This is a genomic window from Sulfitobacter litoralis (assembly GCF_900103185.1).
GTDB classification, from domain to species: Bacteria; Pseudomonadota; Alphaproteobacteria; order Rhodobacterales; family Rhodobacteraceae; genus Sulfitobacter; species Sulfitobacter litoralis.
Window position 1 is genome coordinate 193,032 of record NZ_FNJD01000004.1, and the last position, 20,862, is coordinate 213,893.

Here is a 20,862-nt window from a genome sequence, read left to right on the forward strand (position 1 = left end):
CACATGCCGGGGAACCGAGGCATCGAAACTGTCTGGGGTCTGGTTTGCCATCCAAAGAGGTAAACAGCCCTGCCTACAATTAACGGCAGAAGGGACCAAATGACAATGGGAAATCGCGTATTGCGGTTCTACAGCTACGCAATGGTAGAAGCTGCACCCACGCCTTGCGCCCTTGCTTGACAAGGGTCTGCGCTATGAGAAATGCTCGGTCAGCGGGATTACGCCGCGCTGCGTGCTGCCTGACGTTTGCACAAAAATGAGACACATAAGGATGATACGAATGCATATTTCCCTGCGCACAGTGCTTTGCCTCCCGTTTTTAGCGCTGGCCGCCTGCGAAGACATGAGCGCCACAGGCAGCAGTGATCCTCAGGGCCCCTCGAAACGCAGCTGCATCCGCGCAGTAGAAACGCACACGGGGATTTCAGGCGCAACAATCAACACGACCATCCCGATCGTCGAAACTGGCCAGCATATCATTGACCTGCCCGGCAGCCCGTCCTGGACCTGCTACACCGATGAAACCGGTGCAGCACGTGAGTTGATCGAAACGCGACTTGGCTGACCTCGCCCCGTTTGCAGCGCTCAGAGATAATCCGAGCGTTGCAGGCCGTACTTTGCCATCTTTTCGTTCAGGGTCCGGCGTGGCAGACAGAGCTCTTCCATAACGCTCGCAATGGACCCTTTGTGCCGGCGCATGGTGTTGTCGATCAACATACGCTCGAACGCTTCGACATATTCTTTCAGCGGCTTGCCGTCCGTGGTCATCACCGGCTGCATCTCTTCGTGGTCGGACATCAACAACGATGCAATAGAACCGGACCCGCGACGCGACTGCAACACAGCGCGTTCGGCCACATTAATCAACTGGCGCACGTTCCCGGGCCAAGGCGCTTGCAACAGTTGCGCGGCCTCTTGCGCGGAAACCTGCGGCGTCTCGCAGCCATATTCATCCGCGAATTCTTCGGACAGACGGGTGAAGAGCGTCAGGATATCCTCGCCCCGTTGGCGCAGTGGCGGCACGGTGATGCGCAAAGCAGCCAGTCGGTAGAACAGATCAGAGCGCAGCGCATCTTCGGACGTGCGTCCGGCCTCTTGCAGGTTTGAAATCGCAACGATCCGGGTTTCCGCAGGCGTGCCCTGATCGTTGATGGCACTTAGTAACCGCGCCTGCAGCGTCTCGCTCAGCGCCTCGATCCCCTCTAGCACCAAAGTCCCACCGCGTGCTTCTTCAATCGCGGGAAGCTGGGCATCTTCAGGCATCATCGGCCCGAACAAACGTTTGCTCAGTGCGTCTTCTTCCAGCGCGCCGCAGCTGACCAAGACGAATTTTTTACCAGCGCGTGAGCCGACAGCATGCAAAGCGTGCGCCACCAGTGTCTTGCCTGTACCGGTCTCACCGTCGATCAACACGTGACCATCGGCCTGCCCCAGATCCAGAATATCCTCGCGCAGGCGTTCCATCACGGGCGAGCCTCCGATGAGCTTTTTCATCAGCTGACTGCCATCCGACAGCTCACGGCGCAGGGCACGGTTGTCCATCACCAGCCGGCGTGCGTTGGTCGCCTTCTTGGCCAGCTCGCTCATCCGGTCGGGATTGAATGGTTTTTCCAGAAAATCAAACGCGCCGACGCGCATGGCTTCTACTGCCATCGGTACATCGCCGTGGCCAGTGATCATAATTACGGGCAAGGCGCTATCGGTGCCCATCAGCTTTTTCAGAAACTGCATCCCGCCCATACCGGGCATCTTGATGTCGGAAATCACGATACCGGGGTAATCCGGCCCCAGTGTTTTCAGTGCATCCTCGGCGCTGCCGAAGGTCTCTGTGTCATAGCCTGACAGTGCCAGCCACTGGCTGATCGACTGACGCATGTCTTGTTCATCATCAACGATCGCGATTTTCATTACCTGAGCCATTGGTTTACTCTGCCGCCTGTGTCTTCTCTGTGCTGTCCATGATGGGCAGCTGCATTTCAAAAACCGCACCGCCATGCTGGCCGTTGCGGGCTGTCAGCCTGCCCCCCAGATCGGATACAATACCCGACGAGATCGCAAGCCCCAGCCCGACACCATCGCCGGGCTGTTTGGTCGTATAAAACGGCTCGAACAGGCTATCGAGATCTTCGATCCCGGGGCCATTGTCGCGCACGGTAAGCGTCGCCGTTTCACCCGCTGATAGTATAATCTCTACCGTCGGGTTTCGTTCCGATTTGGTGGCATCCAATGCGTTGCGCAAGAGATTGACCAATACTTGTTCGATCCGCATGCGGTCGCCCATCACCTGCACCGGGTCTGACGGGAGGATACGATTGATCTGCACCTGACGTTGACGTAGCTGCGGCTCCATCATTGACAAGGCAGAGCCAAGGGCTTCCTCCATATCAAAGGGGGAAAACTGCTGCTGACCCTTGCGCGCATAGCTTTTGAGCTGCCGCGTGATGGCCCCCATACGTTCGATCAGATCGTCAATACGCCCGAAAGAGGCCAGCGCTTCCTCAAGCCGGTTGCGCTGCATCAATAACCGTGCCCCCGCCAAATAGGTTTTCATTGCCGCCAGAGGCTGGTTCAATTCGTGGCTGACAGCAGCCGACATTTCGCCCAAGGCAGCAAGCTTGCTTGATTGTTCCAGCGTTTGCTCGGCCACGGCCAGTGTTTGTTGCACTCGTTTGCGTTCCGCCACCTCGCGTTGCAGCGCCGCGTTCAATGCGCGCAGTTCTGCGGATTCACGCTGGAACAATGCTGCGCGCCCCGCCGTCCGACGGCTGAGGGCATAAAACGTCAACGCCAGCAGGATCGCAAAGCCCATCACCTCAAGCGCGAGCACCCCGTTCACCTTTTCGCGCACAGAGGCATAGGTGGTATAGCTGGTGATCCGCCAACCCCGGAACGGTATCCGCGACGATAGACGCATCACCGCCTCGCCTTGCAGATACGCATCGGCAGGCAGTGCGGTCCAGTCGGCGGTGGCCTTGATGGCCCGTTCGATCGCGCTTTGCGGTGTCTGGTTCGACAACGCTTCGCTTTCGGTCAAGCCGCGCCAGCGCGGTTCGGTCGCCATGATGATATCGCCGGTGCTGTCGGTCACGATCACCGCGTCCGAAATACCCGCCCACGCCCGCTCGAACCGCTGCAAATCGACTTCGGCCGCGATTACACCAAGGTTTGTCCCTGCCTCGTGGATGCGGCGTGAATAGAAAAAACGATAGCCACCGGTATCGCGGGGGATCACGCTGAAGACAGTAGAATTAGAGCGTAACGCATCCACGAAATACGCTTCTTGGCGGTGCGACGCCCCCAGCCGGTTGCGGTCGGTCGCGGCGACCGTGCGCCCGTCGATGTCGTAGAGCATCAAGGAGGCAGCCCCGATTTCCTCTACAAAAGAGATCAACCGCTGGGTCGATAGGGAGTAATCAGATCGGGTCAGCGCCTCTATCAAGGCGGGGTCGCGCGATAACAACTGCGGTACAATCGCGTTCTGGCGCAGTTCTGCCAGCAGGTTGCCGCTGTAGAGGGCGATCCGAAGCTCGGCGCGATTGCGCGTGCTTTCGGTAAAACGGTCCGTCAGCAGCTTGTTGGTGATCGAAATCGTGACAACCGCAAAGACCAATAGCAAAGCAACCGCCAGCCGGACGCGCCAGCTGACAGATAAAGTGGCTTCACGAGAGGACGCAGACCGGAACATGCCGGCAATCTACGCGTCCTCACCGTGGCACTCAAGTCACGCTGTGACCACAGACCCTGCCAATGCGCGGAAGAGCGCCGCCCCGTCCGTGCCACCATGCCCCGCGTCCGCCGCGCGTTCAGGGTGGGGCATCATCCCCAGCACACGACGGTTGGACGACAGGATACCTGCAATGTCCGACTGCGACCCGTTGGGGTTGTCGCCATAGGTAAAGGCAACGCGATCCTCGCCATGCAGCTTGGCGATCGTATCGCCATCAGCAAAGTAGTTGCCGTCATGGTGCGCAATCGGGATATCGATCATCGCGCCGGCATCATACCCCGAGGTGTAATCACTGTCCGCCGTCGCCACGCGCAATGGCACGGTGCGGCAAATGTATTTAAGGCCTGCGTTGCGCAGCAAGGCACCGGGCAGCAAACCTGTTTCGGTCAGCACCTGAAAGCCGTTGCAGATGCCCACCACATAGCCGCCACGCTCCGCATGGGCCGCCACTTCGCGACAAATCGGAGAGTTCGCCGCAATCGCGCCGCAGCGCAGATAATCCCCGTAAGAGAACCCACCGGGAACGCCGACAAAGTCGACCCCGTCGGGCAGGCTGGTATCTTTATGCCAGACCATCGACACTTTGGCACCGACCGCCTTAAAAGCCACCGCCAGATCGCGGTCACAGTTAGAACCCGGAAAAACGATGACCGCTGCGTGCATCAGCCCATCTCCACTGTATAGGATTCGATCACCGTATTCGCGAGCAGCTTTTCACACATTACTTCGACATCCGCCTGCGTCGCGCCGTCGTTCAGGTCCAGCTCGATCACCTTGCCCTGACGCACACCGTTCACGCCATCAAAGCCCATCGCCCCAAGCGCGTGGCGCACAGCCTCGCCTTGCGGATCCAGAACACCGTTCTTCAACATCACATGCACCCGTGCTTTCATGGCGCGTCCCCCTGCTTCATTTTGCAAAATAAACTCATCTCCGACATCAGCCTAGTTGATTAACGTCGGTTTCATCATCGGTGTCGACGTCTTGGGCATGACCCCCAAACGTCGGGCGACTTCGGTGTAGGCATCCGTCAGCGACCCCAGATCACGGCGGAATACATCCTTATCCAGCTTCTGCCCGGTTTCGATATCCCACAGACGGCAGCTGTCTGGGCTGATCTCGTCGGCGACAATTAAACGCTGGAAATCGCCCTCGTAGATGCGCCCGACCTCAATCTTGAAGTCCACAAGCCGGATCCCTACCGCCATCATCACGCCGGACATGAAATCATTGACCCGCAGTGACAGGCTCAGGATGTCTTCCATGTCCTGTTGGCCGGCCCAGCCAAAGGCCGCGATATGTTCCTCGGTGACCAGCGGATCGCCAAGGTCATTGTTCTTATAGTGATATTCCACGATCGGGCGCGGCAATTGCATGCCTTCGTCGATCCCCAACCGCGTGGACAGATCACCAGCGGCATAGTTGCGCACCACGATCTCAAGCGGGATGATCTCTGCCTGACGGATCAGCTGTTCGCGCATGTTCAGACGCTTGATGAAATGCGTCGGCACGCCGATATTGTTTAAGCCCGTCATAAAGAATTCGGACAGACGGTTGTTCAGCACGCCCTTGCCCTCGATCACGGCCTTTTTCTCGGCGTTAAAGGCGGTTGTGTCATCTTTGAAGTGCTGGACAATCGTCCCCGGTTCCGGCCCCTCATAGAGGATCTTTGCCGTACCTTCATAGATTTTCGTGCGACGGGCCATGCACATCCCTTCCAGACAACGGACCGGTTGGAATACCCATCGGCCTTTTCTAGCCTGTCACATAGTCCAAGCGCCCCTGCCGCGCAAGCACGCGCCCTGCCCTCATGGCAGCCATGTACGTAGAAACTATGGCGCGGCCTCATGACCATCATGAGAATAATGAAGTTGCTTCATGCCAGTTGTTGTGAGAAACGGCAAAATCACCCCTTTAGCGGAGCTTTTCATGTCCAATCCCCTTACCGACCTTCTGGCTGAAAAAGGCACGCTGCTGGCTGATGGTGCCACTGGCACGAACCTGTTCAACATGGGCCTGATGTCCGGTGACGCGCCAGAGATGTGGAACACGGAACAGCCGCAGAACATCATCAAGCTCTATCAAGGTGCGGTTCAGTCGGGCAGCGATATCTTCCTGACCAACTCTTTTGGCGCGAATGCCTCCCGTCTGAAACTGCACAACGCCGAAAAACGCGCCCATGAGCTGAGCCGCGTCTCTGCCGAGCTGGCGCGTGAAGTCGCAGACAAGGCAGGTCGCAAGGTGATCGTCGCAGGGTCCGTCGGCCCCACCGGCGAAATCATGGAGCCGGTTGGCCCGCTTACTCACGCGCTGGCGGTCGAGATGTTTCACGAAACTGCGGACGGGCTGAAAGCCGGTGGTGCCGATGTGGGCTGGCTTGAAACAATTAGCGCCCCCGAAGAATACCGCGCCGCCGCCGAAGGGTTCAAGCTTGCGGGCCTTGATTGGGTCGGCACGATGAGCTTTGACACCGCAGGCCGCACGATGATGGGCATGACATCCGAAGCGATGGTCGACATGGTGCATGACCTCGACTACGGCCCGCTGGCCTATGGGGCGAACTGCGGCACCGGCGCGTCGGACGTGCTGCGCACCGTGCTTGGTTTCGCGTCCAAAGGCATGCCAACGCCAATCGTGTCCAAGGGCAACGCCGGCATCCCCAAATACGTCGAAGGCCACATCCACTATGACGGCACGCCCGAACTGATGGCCGATTACGCCGAAATGGCCCGCAATTGCGGCGCGTCGATCATTGGCGGTTGCTGTGGCACCATGCCAGAACATCTGGTGCATATGCGCGCCGCACTCGACAGCCGTCCCAAGGGCGACGCTCCCACGCTGGAACAGATCGTCGAAGCGCTTGGTCCGTTTTCCTCGGCCAGCGATGGTACAGATGGCGAAGGCCCCACCCGCGCGCCGCGCCGTGGCCGCCGCCGGGGTTAATCCCTGAACAGATCCAACTGCGCGCTCGCCCGTTTGGGCGGGCGAAACAGATCGCACCGCATTGGCGGCAGCAGCGTATCCAGCCCTAAACGTTTAACGGCCAAAACGAACCGCTGCGCGATCATCTCGGCATAGGGGCCTTCCCCGCGCATTCGTCGGTGCCAATTCGCGTCGTACTCCTTCCCTCCGTGCATCTCGCGCAGGCGCGCCATGATCCGGCCCGCGCGATCGGGGTAATGCGTCGCCAGCCAGTCCTGCATCAAAGGCGATACCTCTCGTGGCAGCCGCAACATGATCCAGCTGGCAGCAACGGCACCGGCATCACGCCCGGCTTGCAAAATCGCTTCAAGCTCAGGGTCGGTCAACGCAGGCACCATAGGTGACGCCATCACACGCACGGGAATTCCCGCTGCCGCAAGACGTTTGATCATCTGCAATCGTCGCTTTGGCGCGGGTACCCGAGGCTCCATCAATCGCGATAACCGAGCATCCAGAGTTGTTACCGACACCCCGACACGGCACAGCCCGCGCGCGGCCATATCCGATAGAATATCAATGTCCCGCTCGATCAGACTGCCCTTGGTTACAACGGCGACGGGATAATTGGCCTCCGACAGAACCTCCAATAACGACCGCATAATCCGGTGATCCTGCTCGATTGGCTGATACGGGTCTGTATTCGTTCCTATCGCAATCGGTGCCACTTGATATTTCTTAGCTGCCAGTTCGCGCTTTAGAACCTCGGGCGCGTCTGGACGTGCAATCAGACGTGTTTCGAAATCCAGCCCCGGCGACAGCCCCAGATACGCATGGCTTGGCCGCGCGAAACAATAAACGCACCCATGTTCACACCCGCGATAGGGGTTGATCGACCGGTCAAACGGCAGGTCTGGCGATTGGTTATAGCTGATCACACTGCGCGGCACTTCAACGCTGACCTGCGTACGCAAAACAGGCAACGGATCGCCATCACCGTCCCATCCGTCGGCCACGGCTTCCACTGTCAACGGCTCGAACCGGCCCAATTGGTTGCTTGCTGTGCCGCGTCCGGGCAGTCTGTATTTGAGGTGCGCCTGATCCATCTAAATCTTTTGGAACAAATTAGGAACATGGTCAAGTATATTGCCCCAACCCATTGTTTTACAGGACGATCGGGCGTAATTTCTGATCAACCAAAAGCGTCGCACGCGGTGCCGAGTTTGTCGCAATAAGCACGAAGCTTTCTGCGCTTGTGTGACAAAAAGGCACAAGCCCGCGCGGGTGAGTTAACCGATGAGGAACGACTATGTCGGATGAAGACGAAATTATCCTTGCCGATCTGGACGACGAAGAACTTGTTCAGCAGATGTTTGACGATCTCTACGACGGTCTGCGCGAAGAGATCGAAGAAGGCGTTAATATCCTGATTGCACGCGGATGGATTCCCTACGATGTCCTGACCAAAGCATTGGTCGGCGGCATGACCATCGTTGGCGCAGACTTCCGGGACGGCATCCTCTTTGTCCCCGAAGTGTTGCTTGCTGCAAACGCAATGAAGGGCGGCATGGCGATCCTCAAGCCGCTGCTGGCCGAAACCGGCGCGCCGCGCGTGGGCAAGATGGTGATTGGCACGGTCAAAGGCGACATCCACGACATCGGTAAAAACCTCGTGTCGATGATGATGGAAGGTGCGGGTTTTGAAGTTGTAGATCTTGGCATCAACAACTCGGTCGAAGCCTACCTCGAAGCGATGGAAACCGAAGGGCCGGATATCCTTGGCATGTCCGCCCTGCTGACCACGACGATGCCCTATATGAAAGTCGTGATCGACACGATGATCGAACAAGGCATCCGAGATGACTATATCGTACTGGTCGGAGGTGCCCCCCTGAACGAAGAATTCGGCAAAGCCATTGGTGCGGATGCTTACTGCCGCGATGCAGCTGTTGCTGTCGAAACGGCCAAGGAATGGGTCGGACGCAAGCACAATAACGCCAAAGCGTAAGCCCTTGATGTAACGGATAAAGGCCCCTCCCGATCGGAAGGGCCTTTGCCGTTCAGGAGCCCCAAATGAAACCGCCTTCGGACTGCGATCTAACGGAAACCGGCTTGCCGCTTGCACCGCAAACGGGCCGTATTCTATTGATCGCCTGCGGTGCCCTTGCACGTGAAATTCTCGACCTGAAAGAGGCCAACGGCTGGTCCCATCTTGACCTGACTTGCCTGCCCGCCAAGCTGCATCTCTACCCCGAGAAAATAACGCAAGAAGTCCGCGCGGCTGTAATCAAACATCGCGATGCCTACGACGACATCTTTGTGGTCTACGCCGATTGCGGGACCGGCGGGCTGCTCGCGGCAGAGTGTGAAAAACTGGGCGTTCAGATGGTAGCAGGTCCTCATTGCTACAGTTTTTTCGAAGGCAACGATCGCTTCGCTGCAATTTCGGAAGACGAGTTTACAGCCTTCTACCTCACAGATTTTTTGGTCCGCCAGTTCGATGCTTTTATTATGAAACCCATGGGGCTCGACCGCCACCCGGAACTGCGCGATATGTATTTCGGCAACTACAAAAAGCTGGTGTATCAAGCCCAAACCGATGACCCCGCGCTGACAGCCAAGGCGCAAACCTGTGCTGAAACGCTCGGCCTCGCGTTCGAGCGGCGCTTTACCGGTTACGGTGATCTGGAAACGACGCTCCGGACCCTCTGATCTTCATTTTGCCAAATAAACTCGACTGGTACATCTGTCGCCGCCCCCGCAACGCCAGCGTTTAAACCTGCTGCGCTGCCTCGCCGCGAATCCGTTCGATCATTGCCGTCAGGCCGTTGGACCGTTGCGCCGACAGATGTTCGTTGAGCCCCAAACGCCCCATCTCGGCGCGGGCATCAATGGCCCCGACCTCGGACGCGGGCACCCCGTTATATAGCTTTTGAAGCACGGCGATTAACCCCGACACGATCATCGCATCGCTGGCACCGTCAAAATGCAGCGCCCCATTTTCGAACTGCGTGTGCAACCATACTTGGCTGGCACAGCCGTCCACCTTGGTCGCGGGAACGCGCAATGCTTCGACCAACGGGTCCATCGACTTGCCCAGATCAATCACGTGACGATAGCGGTCTTCCCAATCGTCCAGAAATTCGAAATCCTCGACCAGTTCTTCAAATGCCTCTGTCGCCACGGTACGCCCCCCTTTTCGCTTGCCAAACAGGTAGGTTGCACGATGCCAAAGGTCCACCCCCTTCCCAACAGGTCCGGGATGGGTTAGTCAAATAGTACCGAAATTTCTACGGCGGACCCCATGCGCAAGACCTTTTCAGCCCTCTTGGTATCGACCCTTGTTTTGACAGGCTGTGCGACTGTGCGCGACAGCCGTGCGAACCCGTTCAACTGGTTCGGCAGTGCCCGGTCAGAACCGATCACCCGACAGGAAGCCTCTGATAATCCGTTGATTCCGCAGCGAACAGGGTTGTTCTCGTCCTCTAAGTCCAAAGAGGTCATCTATACCGGTCGCCCGTTCGAACAGATCATTGATCTCACGATCGAAGAGGTCCCCGGAGGTGCCGTCGTGCGGGCCACCGGGCGTGCGGATCGCCAGGGTATCTACGAAGTGCAACTGACGCCGGCCAACGAAGATGAGCTGCCGGTTGATGGCGTCTTGACCTATCGCCTTGAGGGCATCGAGCCAAGCGAAGCGACTGCCATCGGCACCGAGCCCACGCGAGAGGTTACAGCGGGGCGCAAACTGACGAATCAGAAGCTGACCGGTGTGTCGTCCATCCGCGTAGAGGGCCTGCGCAACGCGATGACATCGCGTAGGTAACCCCTAACTAACTAAAGATATCAAAAGGTTGAGCCTTAAAGCTCAACCACTTTCAGGTCAGACCCTACGGCGGTCAACGCGATCTCGCCTTTGCACAAACGCAGTGCATCTTCCCCGAACACTTCACGCCGCCACCCTTTTAGAGCATCCACATCGCGTAAACCGGCGGCAATCCCATCAAGGTCCGAAGCAGGCGCGATCAGCTTGGCCGCGACGCCCGCGCTCTCGGATTTCGCCTTGAGCAAGACCCGCAGCAGATCAGATAGGGCCGGATTGACCTGCAATTTGTCACGGCTGCGATCTGGTTGCGGCATATCCGCAGGCGCACAGTTCACACCGGCCTCTACCGCCTTGAGGATTCCATCCGCAATCTCGCCCTTGCGCGCATCGCGAAGCAATAGACGGGCACGGCCCAATTCTTCGTGGTTCTTCGGTTTGTTACTGGCCAGCTCAACCATCGCGTCATCCTTATAGACGCGGCTGCGCGGGATGTTGCGGGTTTGGGCATACTCTTCGCGGAAGGCCGCAAGCTCGCGCACCAGCGCCAGAAACTTTGACGAATTGGTCCGTGTCTTGACCCGTCGCCAAGCTTCGCGCGGGGGCGTGACGTAGGTGTCGGGGCTGGTCAGAATCTCAAGCTCTTCCTCAACCCAGCGGCCACGGCCCGTCTGTTCAATCTTACGGGCGAGAAACTCATAGATCTGGCGCAGGTGCGTGACGTCAGCAACCGCGTATTTCAACTGCGCATCGCTCAGTGGGCGCCGCGACCAATCGGTAAAGCGTGATGTCTTATCAAGAGGTTGATGTGCAATCTTGCGAACCAGCGTCTCGTATCCGACCTGTTCGCCGAAACCGCAGACCATGGCTGCGACCTGCGTGTCGAACAAGGGCTTGGGAAAGACACCAGCATCAACAAAGAAAATCTCGAGGTCTTGCCGCGCTGCGTGGAAGACCTTGACCACCGATGTGTCACGGAACAGCGTGTACAAAGGCTCGAGTGACAGGCCTTCGCTCAACGGGTCCACCAGCACGGCGTTGGACTCATCCGTGCCGGGCATCGCCAGCTGGATCAGGCAAAGTTTTGAATAATACGTCCGTTCGCGCAGAAACTCGGTATCGACGGTCACGTAATCATACTTGGCGGCCTCTGTGCAGTAGGCGTCAAGTTCAGCGGTGGTGGTGATTGTTTTCATAACGCTACTTTGGACAGAGGAAGCCGTTCAGGCAATGGAAAAGCGCATGGTTTCAGCGCAATAGGCCGCGTGCCTAGCCTTCCAGCATTAAAAGATCGCGATTACCGCTGGCAAAGCGCCGCAGGACCGCAGGATAAAGTCGATGTTCTTGCACCAGAACCCGCGCCGCCAGATCATCTGGCGTGTCGCCGGCCATAACCGGAATGGTGGCTTGGCCCAAAATCGGCCCGTCATCCAACGCTGCCGTGACCTCGTGCACTGTGCAGCCGTGCTGGGTATCGCCTGCCTCGAGCGCGCGGGCGTGGGTGTGCAGCCCTTTATACCGTGGCAAAAGCGAGGGATGGATATTGATCATTCGACCGGCCCAGGCATCGGTAAATCCGCCAGTCAGCTTGCGCATGAAACCCGCAAGGCAAATGATATCTGGCGCATGAGGCATCAAACGCGCGGTTAGTTCGTTTTCAAAAGCGGCGCGATCCCCTGCAAAGGGTTTATGTTCTACAACTTCGGTCGGGATGCCCCGTTCTTTGGCCCAAGCGATCCCGCCCGCATCTGCCACATTCGCCACCACCACACAGGGCCGCGCGGGGTGGTCGCCGGTCATGTCGTCGACCAGCGCCCGCATATTTGACCCGCCACCGGATAGAAAGATCGCAACCCGTTTGGTCACAGCAGGCTGCCGGTATAGGCAACGCCCGTGGTATCCGTGACGTCGCCCATCGGGTACACGGTTTCGCCCGCGTCGGTCAGCAGCGTCGTCAGCGCATCGGCTTCGTCGGCCTTGACCACCAGGATCATGCCCACACCGCAGTTGAATGTCTTGAGCATTTCGGCTTGCGACATGCTGCCAATGTCAGCCATCCATTTGAAAACACCGGGTAGTTCCCAGCTATCAAGATCAATCCGAGCACCAAGATCTTCCGGCAGAACCCGTGGCAGGTTTTCGGTCAGACCGCCGCCGGTGATGTGGGCCAGCGCATGGACGCCGCCTGCCCGCACAGCCTGCAACGCCGGTTTTACATAAAGCCGCGTTGGCGTCAGCAGCACCTCGCCCAAGGTGCCGTCCGCCCAAGGGCAATCGGCATCCCAGCCCAAGCCCGACATTTCAACCAGTTTGCGCACCAGCGAATAGCCGTTGGAATGCACCCCATCCGAGGCAAGACCCAGCAGCACATCGCCTGCCGCCACATCGCGCGGCAGATCAGCGCCCCGCTCCATCGCCCCGACAGAGAACCCCGCGAGGTCAAAGTCACCTTCGGAATACATCCCCGGCATTTCGGCCGTTTCGCCGCCGATCAAGGCACAGCCCGACCCTTCGCAGCCCTTTGCGATACCTTCGATGATACGCGCAGCCTGCTCTGTCTCCAGCTTGCCGGTTGCGAAATAATCTAGGAAAAACAGCGGCTCCGCCCCTTGGCACACCAGATCGTTGACGCACATAGCGACCAGGTCGACGCCAACGCCATCGACATTTCCGGTATCAATTGCGATCCGCAGTTTGGTGCCAACACCATCGGTCGCAGCAACGAGGATCGGGTCGGTGTAGCCCGCCCCCTTGAGGTCGAATAGCGCGCCAAAACCGCCAAGGCCTGACATCACCCCCGGACGCTTGGTGCGCTTGGCCGCTGGCTTGATACGCTCTACCAGCGCATTGCCTGCATCAATATCAACACCCGCATCCGCGTAGGTGATCGAGTTCTTGGAGTTGGTCATGACACATCCCGCTGCCTGTTCCCTTTGCGAAAACGGGTTATAGCAGGTTGCGCAGGCGTGCAATGCACCTAAGCCACATCTACGCGTTTCTATCTCTTGACGCGCCGCCCCCGCACCCTTACCAAACCGCGCAGGCGGGCCTGTAGCTCAATTGGTTAGAGCAGAGCGCTCATAACGCTTTGGTTGCGGGTTCAAGTCCTGCCGGGCCTACCAAATCCCATTTACCCGCCTTATCTTGAAGAACGTATTCCTCGAAAGTGGACCACGCTTCAAATGTCGTGGTCCACATTGGCTTTGAATTTGTAGAACGGCGCAGGGCTCAGGCCATCTTTGCGACACACCTCTGCGGTCGGCATCCCAGCTTCTTGCTCTTTGATCATCCCAATAATCTGGGCTTCAGTAAAACGGCTCTGTCGCATTCGTTTGCTCCTTCGAAAGGTTGAGCAAACTCTAGCTTAAACTGAGGGAAGTTTCGGGGGGCATGTCAGCGAGCGAACGAAAAGCCAAACATACCTTTTAAATCAGATGTTATCAGGCGGCAGGGTCAACAACGGCAAGATGATCAGCGTTCCAAATCGCGGGGCAGACTTCGGCCTCGGCCTGTCCGTTACGCAATCTGCGGCACGCCCCCACCGGAATATCAGTCGCAATCAAAACCCGATCTGTCATCATCGCGGCCGTCTGCGGTAAAAGCGTGGCGTGAATACCGTCAAGCGCGACACCGACATCGCACGGCAAAAAGACACTGGCACCACCAACACCTGTGTCCGTGAGGGGGTGCCCAAATGGCACACCAACCGCGCCAAGAACGCATACAACAGTCTGAAGCTCAATCGCCCGTGGGCGGGCGCAACTAAAGACCCTGTTATAACCTGTGATCATATCTGTTTTGGCGGGAATGATGATCAGATCAAGATCGAGCTGCCCAAGGCGCGACCAAAGGTGGGTGAACTCACTATCCAGACAAATGATCATTGCGATGCGAAGACCATTCCATTCAATCACATTGATCGTTTCACCATGAACTGTAACGCCACCTGCGCGTGGCGCGCGCCCTCGGGTGTCAGTAGCCACGCACGGTTTAGATATGTTGGCGTGCCGTCCTTGTATCCTGCAGCAAAAGGTATCGTGCCCGCGAGGATCGAAATACCGTGGCGCGCGGACATATCTGCAACGGCATCCAATGCGATCTCGCCGCATTCATAAAGCCACCCCATCGTGTTCGCGGTAGGCAGATCCACCGGCGCAAAACTTAACCACTGCGCACACGCAAATTCTGGAAGAACAAGCATATGCCCGCCACGTGCAGCGGTCTGTGCGACACGCGCCTCAAGCTCAGCAAGCCATGTTGCAAGGTCAGGGACAACGGGTTCAAGATTTGACGCCCAGAGATCGATTGAGACGTGTTCCATATGCATCCCTGCTCAATTAGGTGTGGTCGGACAGGATGTAGTGCGCAAGACACGCTCTACAACACGTTTCTCGCTAAAAACGCTAAACCCTTGAATGTCCGAGGAGCTGGGGTTCGAACTTTCTTATTCCTTAGGAAACGACACTATTGCTGAAACAGGTCACTACCCCACTTTGGCAGCCGGTTTGCCGGCGTTTGGATCCGCACTGATGGGGAGCGTTAGGGTAAAGCAGCTGCCCTGCCCCACGACGCTTGACACGCTCAGGTCACCGCCCTGCATTTCTGCCAGACTGCGCGAAATGGCGAGACCCATGCCAGTGCCCCCCGCACGACGGGTCGCGGATGAATCGACCTGATAGAAGACTTCGAAAATGCTTTGCAGCTCTGCTTCGGCGATGCCTGCGCCGCTGTCGTGGACCTCGAATTTGACGACATCACCGACGGGCTTCACCACCAGGCGGACAAATCCGGTGTCGGTGAATTTGATCGCATTGCCAATTAGGTTAAACAGGATTTGCCGCGCGCGGAATTTGTCGGCGAAAACCACGTCGGCCTCTTGGATCACGTCAAAGGCCAGACCTTTCTTGCTCGACAAGGTATTGAGCTGCTCAATGACCGGATCGACAATATCCTGCACCGCACAATGCGTAGGCTCGATGACCAGACTGCCGGATTCGATTTTGGCCACATCAAGAATCTCGTTGATTAGATGCAGCAGATGATCCCCAGATTGGACAAGCCGGTTCATCAAATCAGACAGCTGGTCGTACATCTGGTCTAGCAGTCGCTTGGCTTCTGAAGGGCTGATATCGCCGGCTTCATACCCCTTCAGCAACGCTTTGGAGGCGGATAGCATGCGCGCATTGCGCGACAGTTGGGCCACGCCCATGATGACGGTGAGCGGGGTACGAAGTTCGTGGCTAAGCACACCCATAAAGTTCGTTTTGGCCTTGCTCGCGGCCTCCGCCGCATCTTTGGCATGGCTTAGCTCGGTCACGTCGACACGCAGCCCGACATAGCTGCCATCGGCCAGCGGTCGATCCGACGCTTTGATCACCCGGCCGTCCGCCAAATGCTGTTCAGTTTCAAGGGTATGCGACTGACGGTGAACCGCAAGCCGGCGTTCGATCCATTCGGCTTCGTCAAACCGACCTACGGGGAACTGCTTGCTGTTCACCCCGCTGCGCAGCAACACTTCGAACGGTGTCCCGCGTCTCAGGAGTTCGTTTGGCAGATCATACATTTCTTTGTATTTCGAATTGCTCAGCAACAGCCGATCCTGTGCGTCGAACATTACAAAACCATCGTTTAGCGCTTCGATGCCACTGCTAAGCAACGCCTCGGCGCGTTTACGTCGCTCTGAGACCTGCAGGACATACAGCAAAGTCCCCAAAAGCATGAGGCCTGCAATAGCGATCATGGCTCGTTTTTGCCACTGATCCGGCGCGACCTTCGGCCAACCGCCCTTGGTGCGCGCTTCCAGCACCCACTCTTCAAAAAAGAAATCGAACTCGAGCTTAACAGTATCTACATCCCTGAGGGTTTCGTCACCGTAGGTAAACAAAAGCGCGTCATTTGTGGGCTGTGCATCGGCTGGCCGGATCAGCATATCATAGCGTTCTTCGGCTTCACGTATGCCTGATTCGACCAGAAACTCTTGGTAGTCGAGCACGAGAGAGACAATGCCCCAAAGCCGGCGTGTACTTTCGTTGACCTCACCCTCGGTGACAGCATCAGGGGCGGGCCAGTATACCGGGGCGCGCAGGATCACCCCCTGACCTCCCTGCACCAAATCAACAGGTCCCGCCATCAGCTCGGTCCCAACAGATAGCATCCGTTCGATGCCCGGATATTGTGCCTCGTTGGTGCGGTAGTTCAACCCGAACGCACCGATGTTCGGCTCTAGCGGATGTATCAAACGCACGACAAGATCGGGTGCCGCTGCAACATTGATTACCATGTCATCAAGCTCGCGGATGTTCTGAACCCGCAGTGAAAAATCCTTCTGGGTTGCAAACGGGTTCTCACCGAGAAAAACTGCAAGCTCTCGCAAGGCGAGCATCTTTTCATGGATGATTTGTTCAAAGTTCTCTCGAATAACGAGCATTTCGAGGTGGCTTTTAGCCCGCAGTTCATATGTGAATGTGTCGGATAAAAGCCGATCGATCCGGCCCGCCGCGTAGGTGATGATGATCGTCGCGCTAAAAAATGCGAACAACGCCCACGCGCCGCCAATATGGGTCCTTTTCGACATGCTCCGGGGCAAGTGCTCATCCACCTAGGGCGCAGCTAGGCTGCGGATTTTCCAAACGCCTATTTTAAGGGACCAAACAAGCGAATGTATCGAGTTTATCTGGGCATAGTGCCTTCGCGGCCGTGTGTTGCCGCCATGCTGCACCTGTTAACTCGGGGTAAACCCCGCACTCTCTTCCTAACGCGCCCAATGCCTAACTAAGCAACAGCGCACCCGACGCTGGACAGGACGCGCTAGGCAGCACCTGAACCGTCAGCATGCTAACTGCACAGGAAAGATCGCCTTGGCGTCGGCATATCCAATCACGCCGGACTAGCTATGCCCGCGCCCTAGCCGCCAAAGCCCGTTCGACCGCTGGCTCCCTTGCCAAAACCGCCGCGCGATTTCGCGGTGGCACGGGTCATGGGCGTTTTGCCTGCGGTTGTCGCGGGGCGGGTGAACTGCGAAGTGCTGAGCTTTGCCGCGCCTTTGTTGCTGGAGTAGGTGCTGGTGCGCGCCGCGTTGGTGAACTTGCCATCCGCCGTCTTATACATCGGTTGGCTGGCAGCCATGCCCGAGCGTCCGCCAAGCATGTTCCCGATCAGATAGCCCGCTAGCAACGGCATAAAAATACCGCCCGACCCGCCTTGGGTCTGCTGCGCCTCTGACCCGCAAGCCCCCACACCGTGCTGCTCTTCGCAAACTTCGACGCTGTTATAGCGGGGGGCTGATTCAACGTGCAGTGTCTCGGCTTCGGCAAAGGCTGTCTCGCAATCGGCACCGGTGAACGTGCCGCCAAACGACGCCTCGTTCTTGCAGCTTTGCACGTCAGGGAACGCTGCGGCATCAATCTTTTCGTCGCGGCAGCCGGCCAGAGTAAAGGCGGTGGCGCCGATGATCGCGATTGCGACGCGTTTTGACCGTTTTGTCATGATGATCTGCTTTCTGCTGTGGTTCGGCGATTGGGGAACGATGCTAACCGGAATATGGTGCAATGTAATGGGGTTTGAAACGGGACAGGTCCTGCGTGATCCGAGTGCGATCCTCACGCAGGCCGATCCCGACACATTCTTGCCCGATGATCCAAGCGCCGACAACCGGACGCATCCCGTCAAATGTCGGCAATGGCGCATAGGCCTGAAGAATACGCGGATGTTCGGCGTAGTCTGTGTTGCTGGCGCTTTCTATGATCTGGCCGGATTTCACAATCTCGACCGATGCGCCCTCGCGCGACAGGATCGGTTTGCGCACATGGGCCCGCGCGAGCCCTGCCCGCGCACGGTCAAAGGCATCGGCCGCACGCCCTGTGACAGACCCGCGCCCCGCCATCGCTTCGCCCACGTCCTGCTCAAAGAACGCCGGCAGCAGGTTCGGATGATCCTCGAACATCTCCCACAGCACGGGTAGCAGACCCTTGTTAGACAGCAGCGCTTTCCACGCGGGTTCAAGAAACAGACAGCCCGATCCGGCGATGTGGTCGGCATAGTCATCGCGCAACAGGTCTTCCCACGGGTAGAGCTTGAACAACACGGCGATCCGGCGGTCTTCGTCATCCAGAAACTGCCCGTCATCGCTTAGTGCAATTTTATCTAGGTCGAAATAATGTGCCCCAAGCCCCGCTTCTCGGGCGGCCCATCCCATCGCTTCGACGGTGCCGTAGTCTTCGGGATTGCCCGCGACCGCCGTGAAATGAAGATCGCTGTCGGGTTCGAACACATCCGCAAACCGTGCGACCAAGGCTTCGTGGATACCGTTGAACTGGTCGGCCCCTTCGGGCAGCGTGCCTGCCTCAAGATGGTCCTCCAGCCACTGCCACTGGAACGCGGCACTTTCATAGAGCGACGTGGGTGTGTCGGCGTTGTATTCTAACAGCTTGGCAGGCCCCTGCCCGTCATAGGCCAGATCAAAACGGCCATAGATTTCGGGATCAGCCCGTTTCCAGCTGTCGGCGACGAGGTCGCGGTGACCTTCTGGGATCGCAAGCCTGTCCAGCAGCTCTTCGCTGGCTAGAATATGATCCACCGCCTCGCGGCACATGCTGTGCAGCGCAGTTGCGGGGTCTTCAATGTCATTCTCGATCTGGTCGAGCGAAAACGCATAGGCGGATGTTTCATCCCAATAGGGTTCGCCGTGCATATCCGCAAAGCTAAAGCCGACCTCTTTCGCATGGTCGCGCCAATGCGGCCGCTCTGCTATTTCGATCTTGTGCATCCGGCGAAACTCCCCCGCAAAAACTACCGCGGGTTTAGTCGCTTTGCCCTCGCGATGCCAGTGTGCTTCGCCTGTTGCTGCGCCCGTGCCTGCGCAAGTCACAAAAACGTCAGATAGGGTTGGGAACAACCCGCGCGCCCCAATCGTTATTCGGTCTACGCGGTCGATATTGCGGTGTCACCCATGACGCCCCGATCGGTATGGCGAAATGAAATGAAAGGCCCATAAACATGAAAATTCTCATGGTACTCACCTCCCACGACAAGCTGGGCGACACTGGTAACAAAACCGGTTTCTGGCTCGAAGAGTTCGCGGCCCCCTACTACGTGTTCAAAGATGCAGGCGCAGAAGTCACATTGGCATCGCCCAAGGGCGGGCAGCCGCCACTTGATCCGTCCAGCGATGCAGATGATGCGCAGACCGAAGCGACAAAACGGTTCAAGGGCGACGATGCTGCGCAAAAAGAACTGGCCAACACCAAAGTGCTGTCAGACGTATCGGCTGACGGTTACGACGCGATCTTCTACCCCGGCGGTCACGGCCCGCTGTGGGATCTGGCCGAAGACAAGGCCAGCATCAACCTGATCGAAACCTTTGCCGCCAGCGACCGCCCCGTCGGGGCCGTCTGCCATGCGCCCGCGGTGTTCAAACACACCAAAGGTACGGACGACAAACCGCTGGTATCTGGCAAAACCGTCACCGGTTTCACCAACACCGAAGAAGAGGCCGTGGGCCTGACGGACGTTGTGCCTTTCCTTGTCGAGGATATGCTTAAATCCAATGGCGGCACCTATAAGAAGGGTGACGACTGGGCATCCTTTGTTGTGACCGATGGCAAGCTGGTTACCGGACAGAACCCCGCGTCCTCCGAGGAAGCGGCGCATAAACTCTTGTCGCTTCTATAAGATATCGTCCCCTGCGCGCGGCTTGTGCACAGGGGACCTTTCTACAGCGACTCAGCTGAAAAGGACCATTTCAATGAACATTCTTGTTGCCGGCGCGACCGGCAAAACCGGCATCCGTGTCACCGAACAACTGCGAGAGCAGGGGCACACGCCAATCGCACTGGTCCGGGATTCTTCTGACACCAGCGCGCTTGCCTCCGATGTGGTGCTGCGCAAAGGCGATCTGACCAACCTGACCTCCGACGCCTGCGAAGGCTGTGACGCCGTGATCTTTGCCGCAGGGTCCGGCGGATCATCTGGGCCAGAGATGACCGATAAGGTTGACCGTGACGGTGCCAAAGATCTTATCGATATTGCCGCCAGGTCGGATGTCTCGCGCTTTGTAATGCTAAGCAGTGTCGGTGCGGATACCCCCGACCCCGACAGCGAACTTGCGCATTACCTGCAAGCAAAACACGACGCTGATGTGCACTTGCAGAATTCAGGCATGGAATACGCCATACTGCGCCCCGTCGCGCTGACGGACGATGCGGGTAACCGCAACATGATTTTTGGTGACGACGTGGACGCAAAAGCGAAAGCGGCGCGTGGCGATGTGGCAGCGGCGTTGGTCAAAGCGGTGTCCGACCCTGAGTGGAAAAACAAAGCGCTATTGATGCAATCGGCCTAAGCCTCACGCGTTTTTTGCGGTTTCCTCCCACCCGCTAGCGCATCTGCACCGTAA

General features: G+C 57.8%; 22 protein-coding genes, 1 tRNA gene and 1 pseudogene. 8 read left to right on the forward strand and 16 right to left on the reverse strand.

From position 1 onward, the window contains the following. Window positions 1-280: 280 nt before the first annotated feature. Window positions 281-565: a hypothetical protein gene (locus BLQ98_RS05460; RefSeq protein ID WP_093732329.1), complete on the forward strand. Its 285-nt coding sequence runs from the start codon at window positions 281-283 to the stop codon at window positions 563-565. Between the two features lie 20 nt (window positions 566-585). Here the strand turns inward: BLQ98_RS05460 and BLQ98_RS05465 are convergent, their stop codons facing one another. Genes BLQ98_RS05465 through purC form a run of 5 tightly spaced genes read right to left on the reverse strand, consistent with a single transcriptional unit; the run spans window position 586 to window position 5,433 of the window. Then, window positions 586-1,920: a sigma-54-dependent transcriptional regulator gene (locus BLQ98_RS05465; protein ID WP_093732330.1), complete on the reverse strand. Its 1,335-nt coding sequence runs from the start codon at window positions 1,918-1,920 to the stop codon at window positions 586-588. A gap of 4 nt (window positions 1,921-1,924) precedes the next feature. Further along, window positions 1,925-3,685, reverse strand: coding sequence for a sensor histidine kinase (locus BLQ98_RS05470; RefSeq protein ID WP_093732331.1), 1,761 nt, complete (start codon window positions 3,683-3,685; stop codon window positions 1,925-1,927). Between the two features lie 36 nt (window positions 3,686-3,721). Next, window positions 3,722-4,390, reverse strand: a complete 669-nt coding sequence (gene purQ / locus BLQ98_RS05475) for a phosphoribosylformylglycinamidine synthase subunit PurQ (protein ID WP_093732332.1) — start codon at window positions 4,388-4,390, stop codon at window positions 3,722-3,724. Beyond that, complete coding sequence (purS, locus tag BLQ98_RS05480; RefSeq protein ID WP_093732333.1) at window positions 4,390-4,620, reverse strand: phosphoribosylformylglycinamidine synthase subunit PurS; 231 nt, start codon at window positions 4,618-4,620, stop codon at window positions 4,390-4,392. The genes purQ and purS overlap by 1 nt, the downstream gene beginning before the upstream one ends. Window positions 4,621-4,671: 51 nt before the next feature. Next, window positions 4,672-5,433 carry a phosphoribosylaminoimidazolesuccinocarboxamide synthase gene (purC, locus tag BLQ98_RS05485; RefSeq protein ID WP_093732334.1) on the reverse strand — a complete coding sequence of 254 codons (762 nt, stop codon included), beginning with the start codon at window positions 5,431-5,433 and terminating at the stop codon, window positions 4,672-4,674. A 223-nt stretch (window positions 5,434-5,656) separates the two neighbouring features. Here purC and bmt point away from each other — a divergent pair, with 223 nt between their 5' ends. After that, complete coding sequence (gene bmt / locus BLQ98_RS05490) at window positions 5,657-6,670, forward strand: betaine--homocysteine S-methyltransferase (RefSeq protein WP_005853702.1); 1,014 nt, start codon at window positions 5,657-5,659, stop codon at window positions 6,668-6,670. On the opposite strand, the gene BLQ98_RS05495 is transcribed toward bmt, so the two are convergent. Further along, entirely contained in the window at window positions 6,667-7,752 is a 1,086-nt protein-coding gene (locus BLQ98_RS05495) for a PA0069 family radical SAM protein (RefSeq protein ID WP_093732335.1), read from the reverse strand. The genes bmt and BLQ98_RS05495 overlap by 4 nt on opposite strands. Window positions 7,753-7,955: 203 nt before the next feature. Between BLQ98_RS05495 and BLQ98_RS05500 the strand changes: the two genes are divergently transcribed. Then, window positions 7,956-8,654: a corrinoid protein gene (locus BLQ98_RS05500; RefSeq protein ID WP_093732336.1), complete on the forward strand. Its 699-nt coding sequence runs from the start codon at window positions 7,956-7,958 to the stop codon at window positions 8,652-8,654. A 65-nt stretch (window positions 8,655-8,719) separates the two neighbouring features. Beyond that, window positions 8,720-9,358: a DUF1638 domain-containing protein gene (locus BLQ98_RS05505; protein ID WP_093732337.1), complete on the forward strand. Its 639-nt coding sequence runs from the start codon at window positions 8,720-8,722 to the stop codon at window positions 9,356-9,358. A gap of 61 nt (window positions 9,359-9,419) precedes the next feature. Here the strand turns inward: BLQ98_RS05505 and BLQ98_RS05510 are convergent, their stop codons facing one another. Further along, window positions 9,420-9,830 (reverse strand): SufE family protein, encoded by a 411-nt coding sequence (locus BLQ98_RS05510; RefSeq protein WP_093732370.1) that lies wholly within the window; start codon window positions 9,828-9,830, stop codon window positions 9,420-9,422. 120 nt (window positions 9,831-9,950) lie between these two features. Here BLQ98_RS05510 and BLQ98_RS05515 point away from each other — a divergent pair, with 120 nt between their 5' ends. Then, the gene (locus tag BLQ98_RS05515; RefSeq protein WP_093732338.1) at window positions 9,951-10,472 is read left to right on the forward strand and encodes a hypothetical protein; all 522 of its coding nucleotides are present in this window, start codon (window positions 9,951-9,953) and stop codon (window positions 10,470-10,472) included. A 35-nt stretch (window positions 10,473-10,507) separates the two neighbouring features. Here the strand turns inward: BLQ98_RS05515 and rnd are convergent, their stop codons facing one another. The 3 genes from rnd to purM all read right to left on the reverse strand — a co-directional run bounded on the left by rnd (window position 10,508) and on the right by purM (window position 13,378). Further along, on the reverse strand, window positions 10,508-11,665 hold the full coding sequence (gene rnd / locus BLQ98_RS05520; protein WP_093732339.1) for a ribonuclease D: 1,158 nt from the start codon (window positions 11,663-11,665) through the stop codon (window positions 10,508-10,510). 73 nt (window positions 11,666-11,738) lie between these two features. Further along, window positions 11,739-12,335, reverse strand: a complete 597-nt coding sequence (gene purN / locus BLQ98_RS05525; RefSeq protein ID WP_093732340.1) for a phosphoribosylglycinamide formyltransferase — start codon at window positions 12,333-12,335, stop codon at window positions 11,739-11,741. Further along, window positions 12,332-13,378: a phosphoribosylformylglycinamidine cyclo-ligase gene (purM, locus tag BLQ98_RS05530; RefSeq protein ID WP_093732341.1), complete on the reverse strand. Its 1,047-nt coding sequence runs from the start codon at window positions 13,376-13,378 to the stop codon at window positions 12,332-12,334. Before purM ends, purN begins: the two co-directional genes overlap by 4 nt. A gap of 136 nt (window positions 13,379-13,514) precedes the next feature. On the opposite strand from purM, the gene BLQ98_RS05535 reads away from it, so the two are divergent. Then, window positions 13,515-13,591, forward strand: a tRNA-Ile gene (locus BLQ98_RS05535). A 77-nt stretch (window positions 13,592-13,668) separates the two neighbouring features. Here BLQ98_RS05535 and BLQ98_RS05540 read toward each other — a convergent pair. The 6 genes and pseudogenes from BLQ98_RS05540 to BLQ98_RS05565 form a co-directional block, all read right to left on the reverse strand. Beyond that, window positions 13,669-13,797: pseudogene (locus tag BLQ98_RS05540) on the reverse strand (transposase); the annotation flags it as partial. 112 nt (window positions 13,798-13,909) lie between these two features. After that, window positions 13,910-14,353 carry a carbon-nitrogen hydrolase family protein gene (locus BLQ98_RS05545; protein ID WP_141135303.1) on the reverse strand — a complete coding sequence of 148 codons (444 nt, stop codon included), beginning with the start codon at window positions 14,351-14,353 and terminating at the stop codon, window positions 13,910-13,912. Window positions 14,354-14,379: 26 nt separating this feature from the next. Continuing rightward, window positions 14,380-14,790: a carbon-nitrogen hydrolase family protein gene (locus tag BLQ98_RS05550; RefSeq protein ID WP_093732343.1), complete on the reverse strand. Its 411-nt coding sequence runs from the start codon at window positions 14,788-14,790 to the stop codon at window positions 14,380-14,382. A 162-nt stretch (window positions 14,791-14,952) separates the two neighbouring features. After that, entirely contained in the window at window positions 14,953-17,043 is a 2,091-nt protein-coding gene (locus BLQ98_RS05555; protein WP_244148374.1) for an ATP-binding protein, read from the reverse strand. A 329-nt stretch (window positions 17,044-17,372) separates the two neighbouring features. Then, the gene (locus BLQ98_RS05560) at window positions 17,373-17,954 is read right to left on the reverse strand and encodes a DUF1190 domain-containing protein (protein WP_093732344.1); all 582 of its coding nucleotides are present in this window, start codon (window positions 17,952-17,954) and stop codon (window positions 17,373-17,375) included. Window positions 17,955-17,997: 43 nt separating this feature from the next. Further along, window positions 17,998-19,233, reverse strand: a complete 1,236-nt coding sequence (locus tag BLQ98_RS05565; RefSeq protein ID WP_093732345.1) for a glutathionylspermidine synthase family protein — start codon at window positions 19,231-19,233, stop codon at window positions 17,998-18,000. A 230-nt stretch (window positions 19,234-19,463) separates the two neighbouring features. On the opposite strand from BLQ98_RS05565, the gene BLQ98_RS05570 reads away from it, so the two are divergent. Continuing rightward, the gene (locus BLQ98_RS05570; protein ID WP_093732346.1) at window positions 19,464-20,138 is read left to right on the forward strand and encodes a type 1 glutamine amidotransferase domain-containing protein; all 675 of its coding nucleotides are present in this window, start codon (window positions 19,464-19,466) and stop codon (window positions 20,136-20,138) included. 73 nt (window positions 20,139-20,211) lie between these two features. After that, window positions 20,212-20,808 carry an SDR family oxidoreductase gene (locus tag BLQ98_RS05575; protein WP_093732347.1) on the forward strand — a complete coding sequence of 199 codons (597 nt, stop codon included), beginning with the start codon at window positions 20,212-20,214 and terminating at the stop codon, window positions 20,806-20,808. Window positions 20,809-20,862: the final 54 nt, after the last annotated feature.

Bases quoted from the DNA above. Each gene is read 5' to 3' on its own strand.
- BLQ98_RS05460 (WP_093732329.1), top strand. From the start codon at position 281: ATGCATATTTCCCTGCGCACAGTGCTTTGCCTCCCGTTTTTAGCGCTG.
- BLQ98_RS05465 (WP_093732330.1), bottom strand. From the start codon at position 1,920: ATGGCTCAGGTAATGAAAATCGCGATCGTTGATGATGAACAAGACATG.
- BLQ98_RS05470 (WP_093732331.1), bottom strand. From the start codon at position 3,685: ATGTTCCGGTCTGCGTCCTCTCGTGAAGCCACTTTATCTGTCAGCTGG.
- purQ (WP_093732332.1), bottom strand. From the start codon at position 4,390: ATGCACGCAGCGGTCATCGTTTTTCCGGGTTCTAACTGTGACCGCGAT.
- purS (WP_093732333.1), bottom strand. From the start codon at position 4,620: ATGAAAGCACGGGTGCATGTGATGTTGAAGAACGGTGTTCTGGATCCG.
- purC (WP_093732334.1), bottom strand. From the start codon at position 5,433: ATGGCCCGTCGCACGAAAATCTATGAAGGTACGGCAAAGATCCTCTAT.
- bmt (WP_005853702.1), top strand. From the start codon at position 5,657: ATGTCCAATCCCCTTACCGACCTTCTGGCTGAAAAAGGCACGCTGCTG.
- BLQ98_RS05495 (WP_093732335.1), bottom strand. From the start codon at position 7,752: ATGGATCAGGCGCACCTCAAATACAGACTGCCCGGACGCGGCACAGCA.
- BLQ98_RS05500 (WP_093732336.1), top strand. From the start codon at position 7,956: ATGTCGGATGAAGACGAAATTATCCTTGCCGATCTGGACGACGAAGAA.
- BLQ98_RS05505 (WP_093732337.1), top strand. From the start codon at position 8,720: ATGAAACCGCCTTCGGACTGCGATCTAACGGAAACCGGCTTGCCGCTT.
- BLQ98_RS05515 (WP_093732338.1), top strand. From the start codon at position 9,951: ATGCGCAAGACCTTTTCAGCCCTCTTGGTATCGACCCTTGTTTTGACA.
- rnd (WP_093732339.1), bottom strand. From the start codon at position 11,665: ATGAAAACAATCACCACCACCGCTGAACTTGACGCCTACTGCACAGAG.
- purM (WP_093732341.1), bottom strand. From the start codon at position 13,378: ATGACCAACTCCAAGAACTCGATCACCTACGCGGATGCGGGTGTTGAT.
- BLQ98_RS05545 (WP_141135303.1), bottom strand. From the start codon at position 14,353: ATGATCATTTGTCTGGATAGTGAGTTCACCCACCTTTGGTCGCGCCTT.
- BLQ98_RS05550 (WP_093732343.1), bottom strand. From the start codon at position 14,790: ATGGAACACGTCTCAATCGATCTCTGGGCGTCAAATCTTGAACCCGTT.
- BLQ98_RS05555 (WP_244148374.1), bottom strand. From the start codon at position 17,043: ATGTCGAAAAGGACCCATATTGGCGGCGCGTGGGCGTTGTTCGCATTT.
- BLQ98_RS05560 (WP_093732344.1), bottom strand. From the start codon at position 17,954: ATGACAAAACGGTCAAAACGCGTCGCAATCGCGATCATCGGCGCCACC.
- BLQ98_RS05565 (WP_093732345.1), bottom strand. From the start codon at position 19,233: ATGCACAAGATCGAAATAGCAGAGCGGCCGCATTGGCGCGACCATGCG.
- BLQ98_RS05570 (WP_093732346.1), top strand. From the start codon at position 19,464: ATGAAAATTCTCATGGTACTCACCTCCCACGACAAGCTGGGCGACACT.
- BLQ98_RS05575 (WP_093732347.1), top strand. From the start codon at position 20,212: ATGAACATTCTTGTTGCCGGCGCGACCGGCAAAACCGGCATCCGTGTC.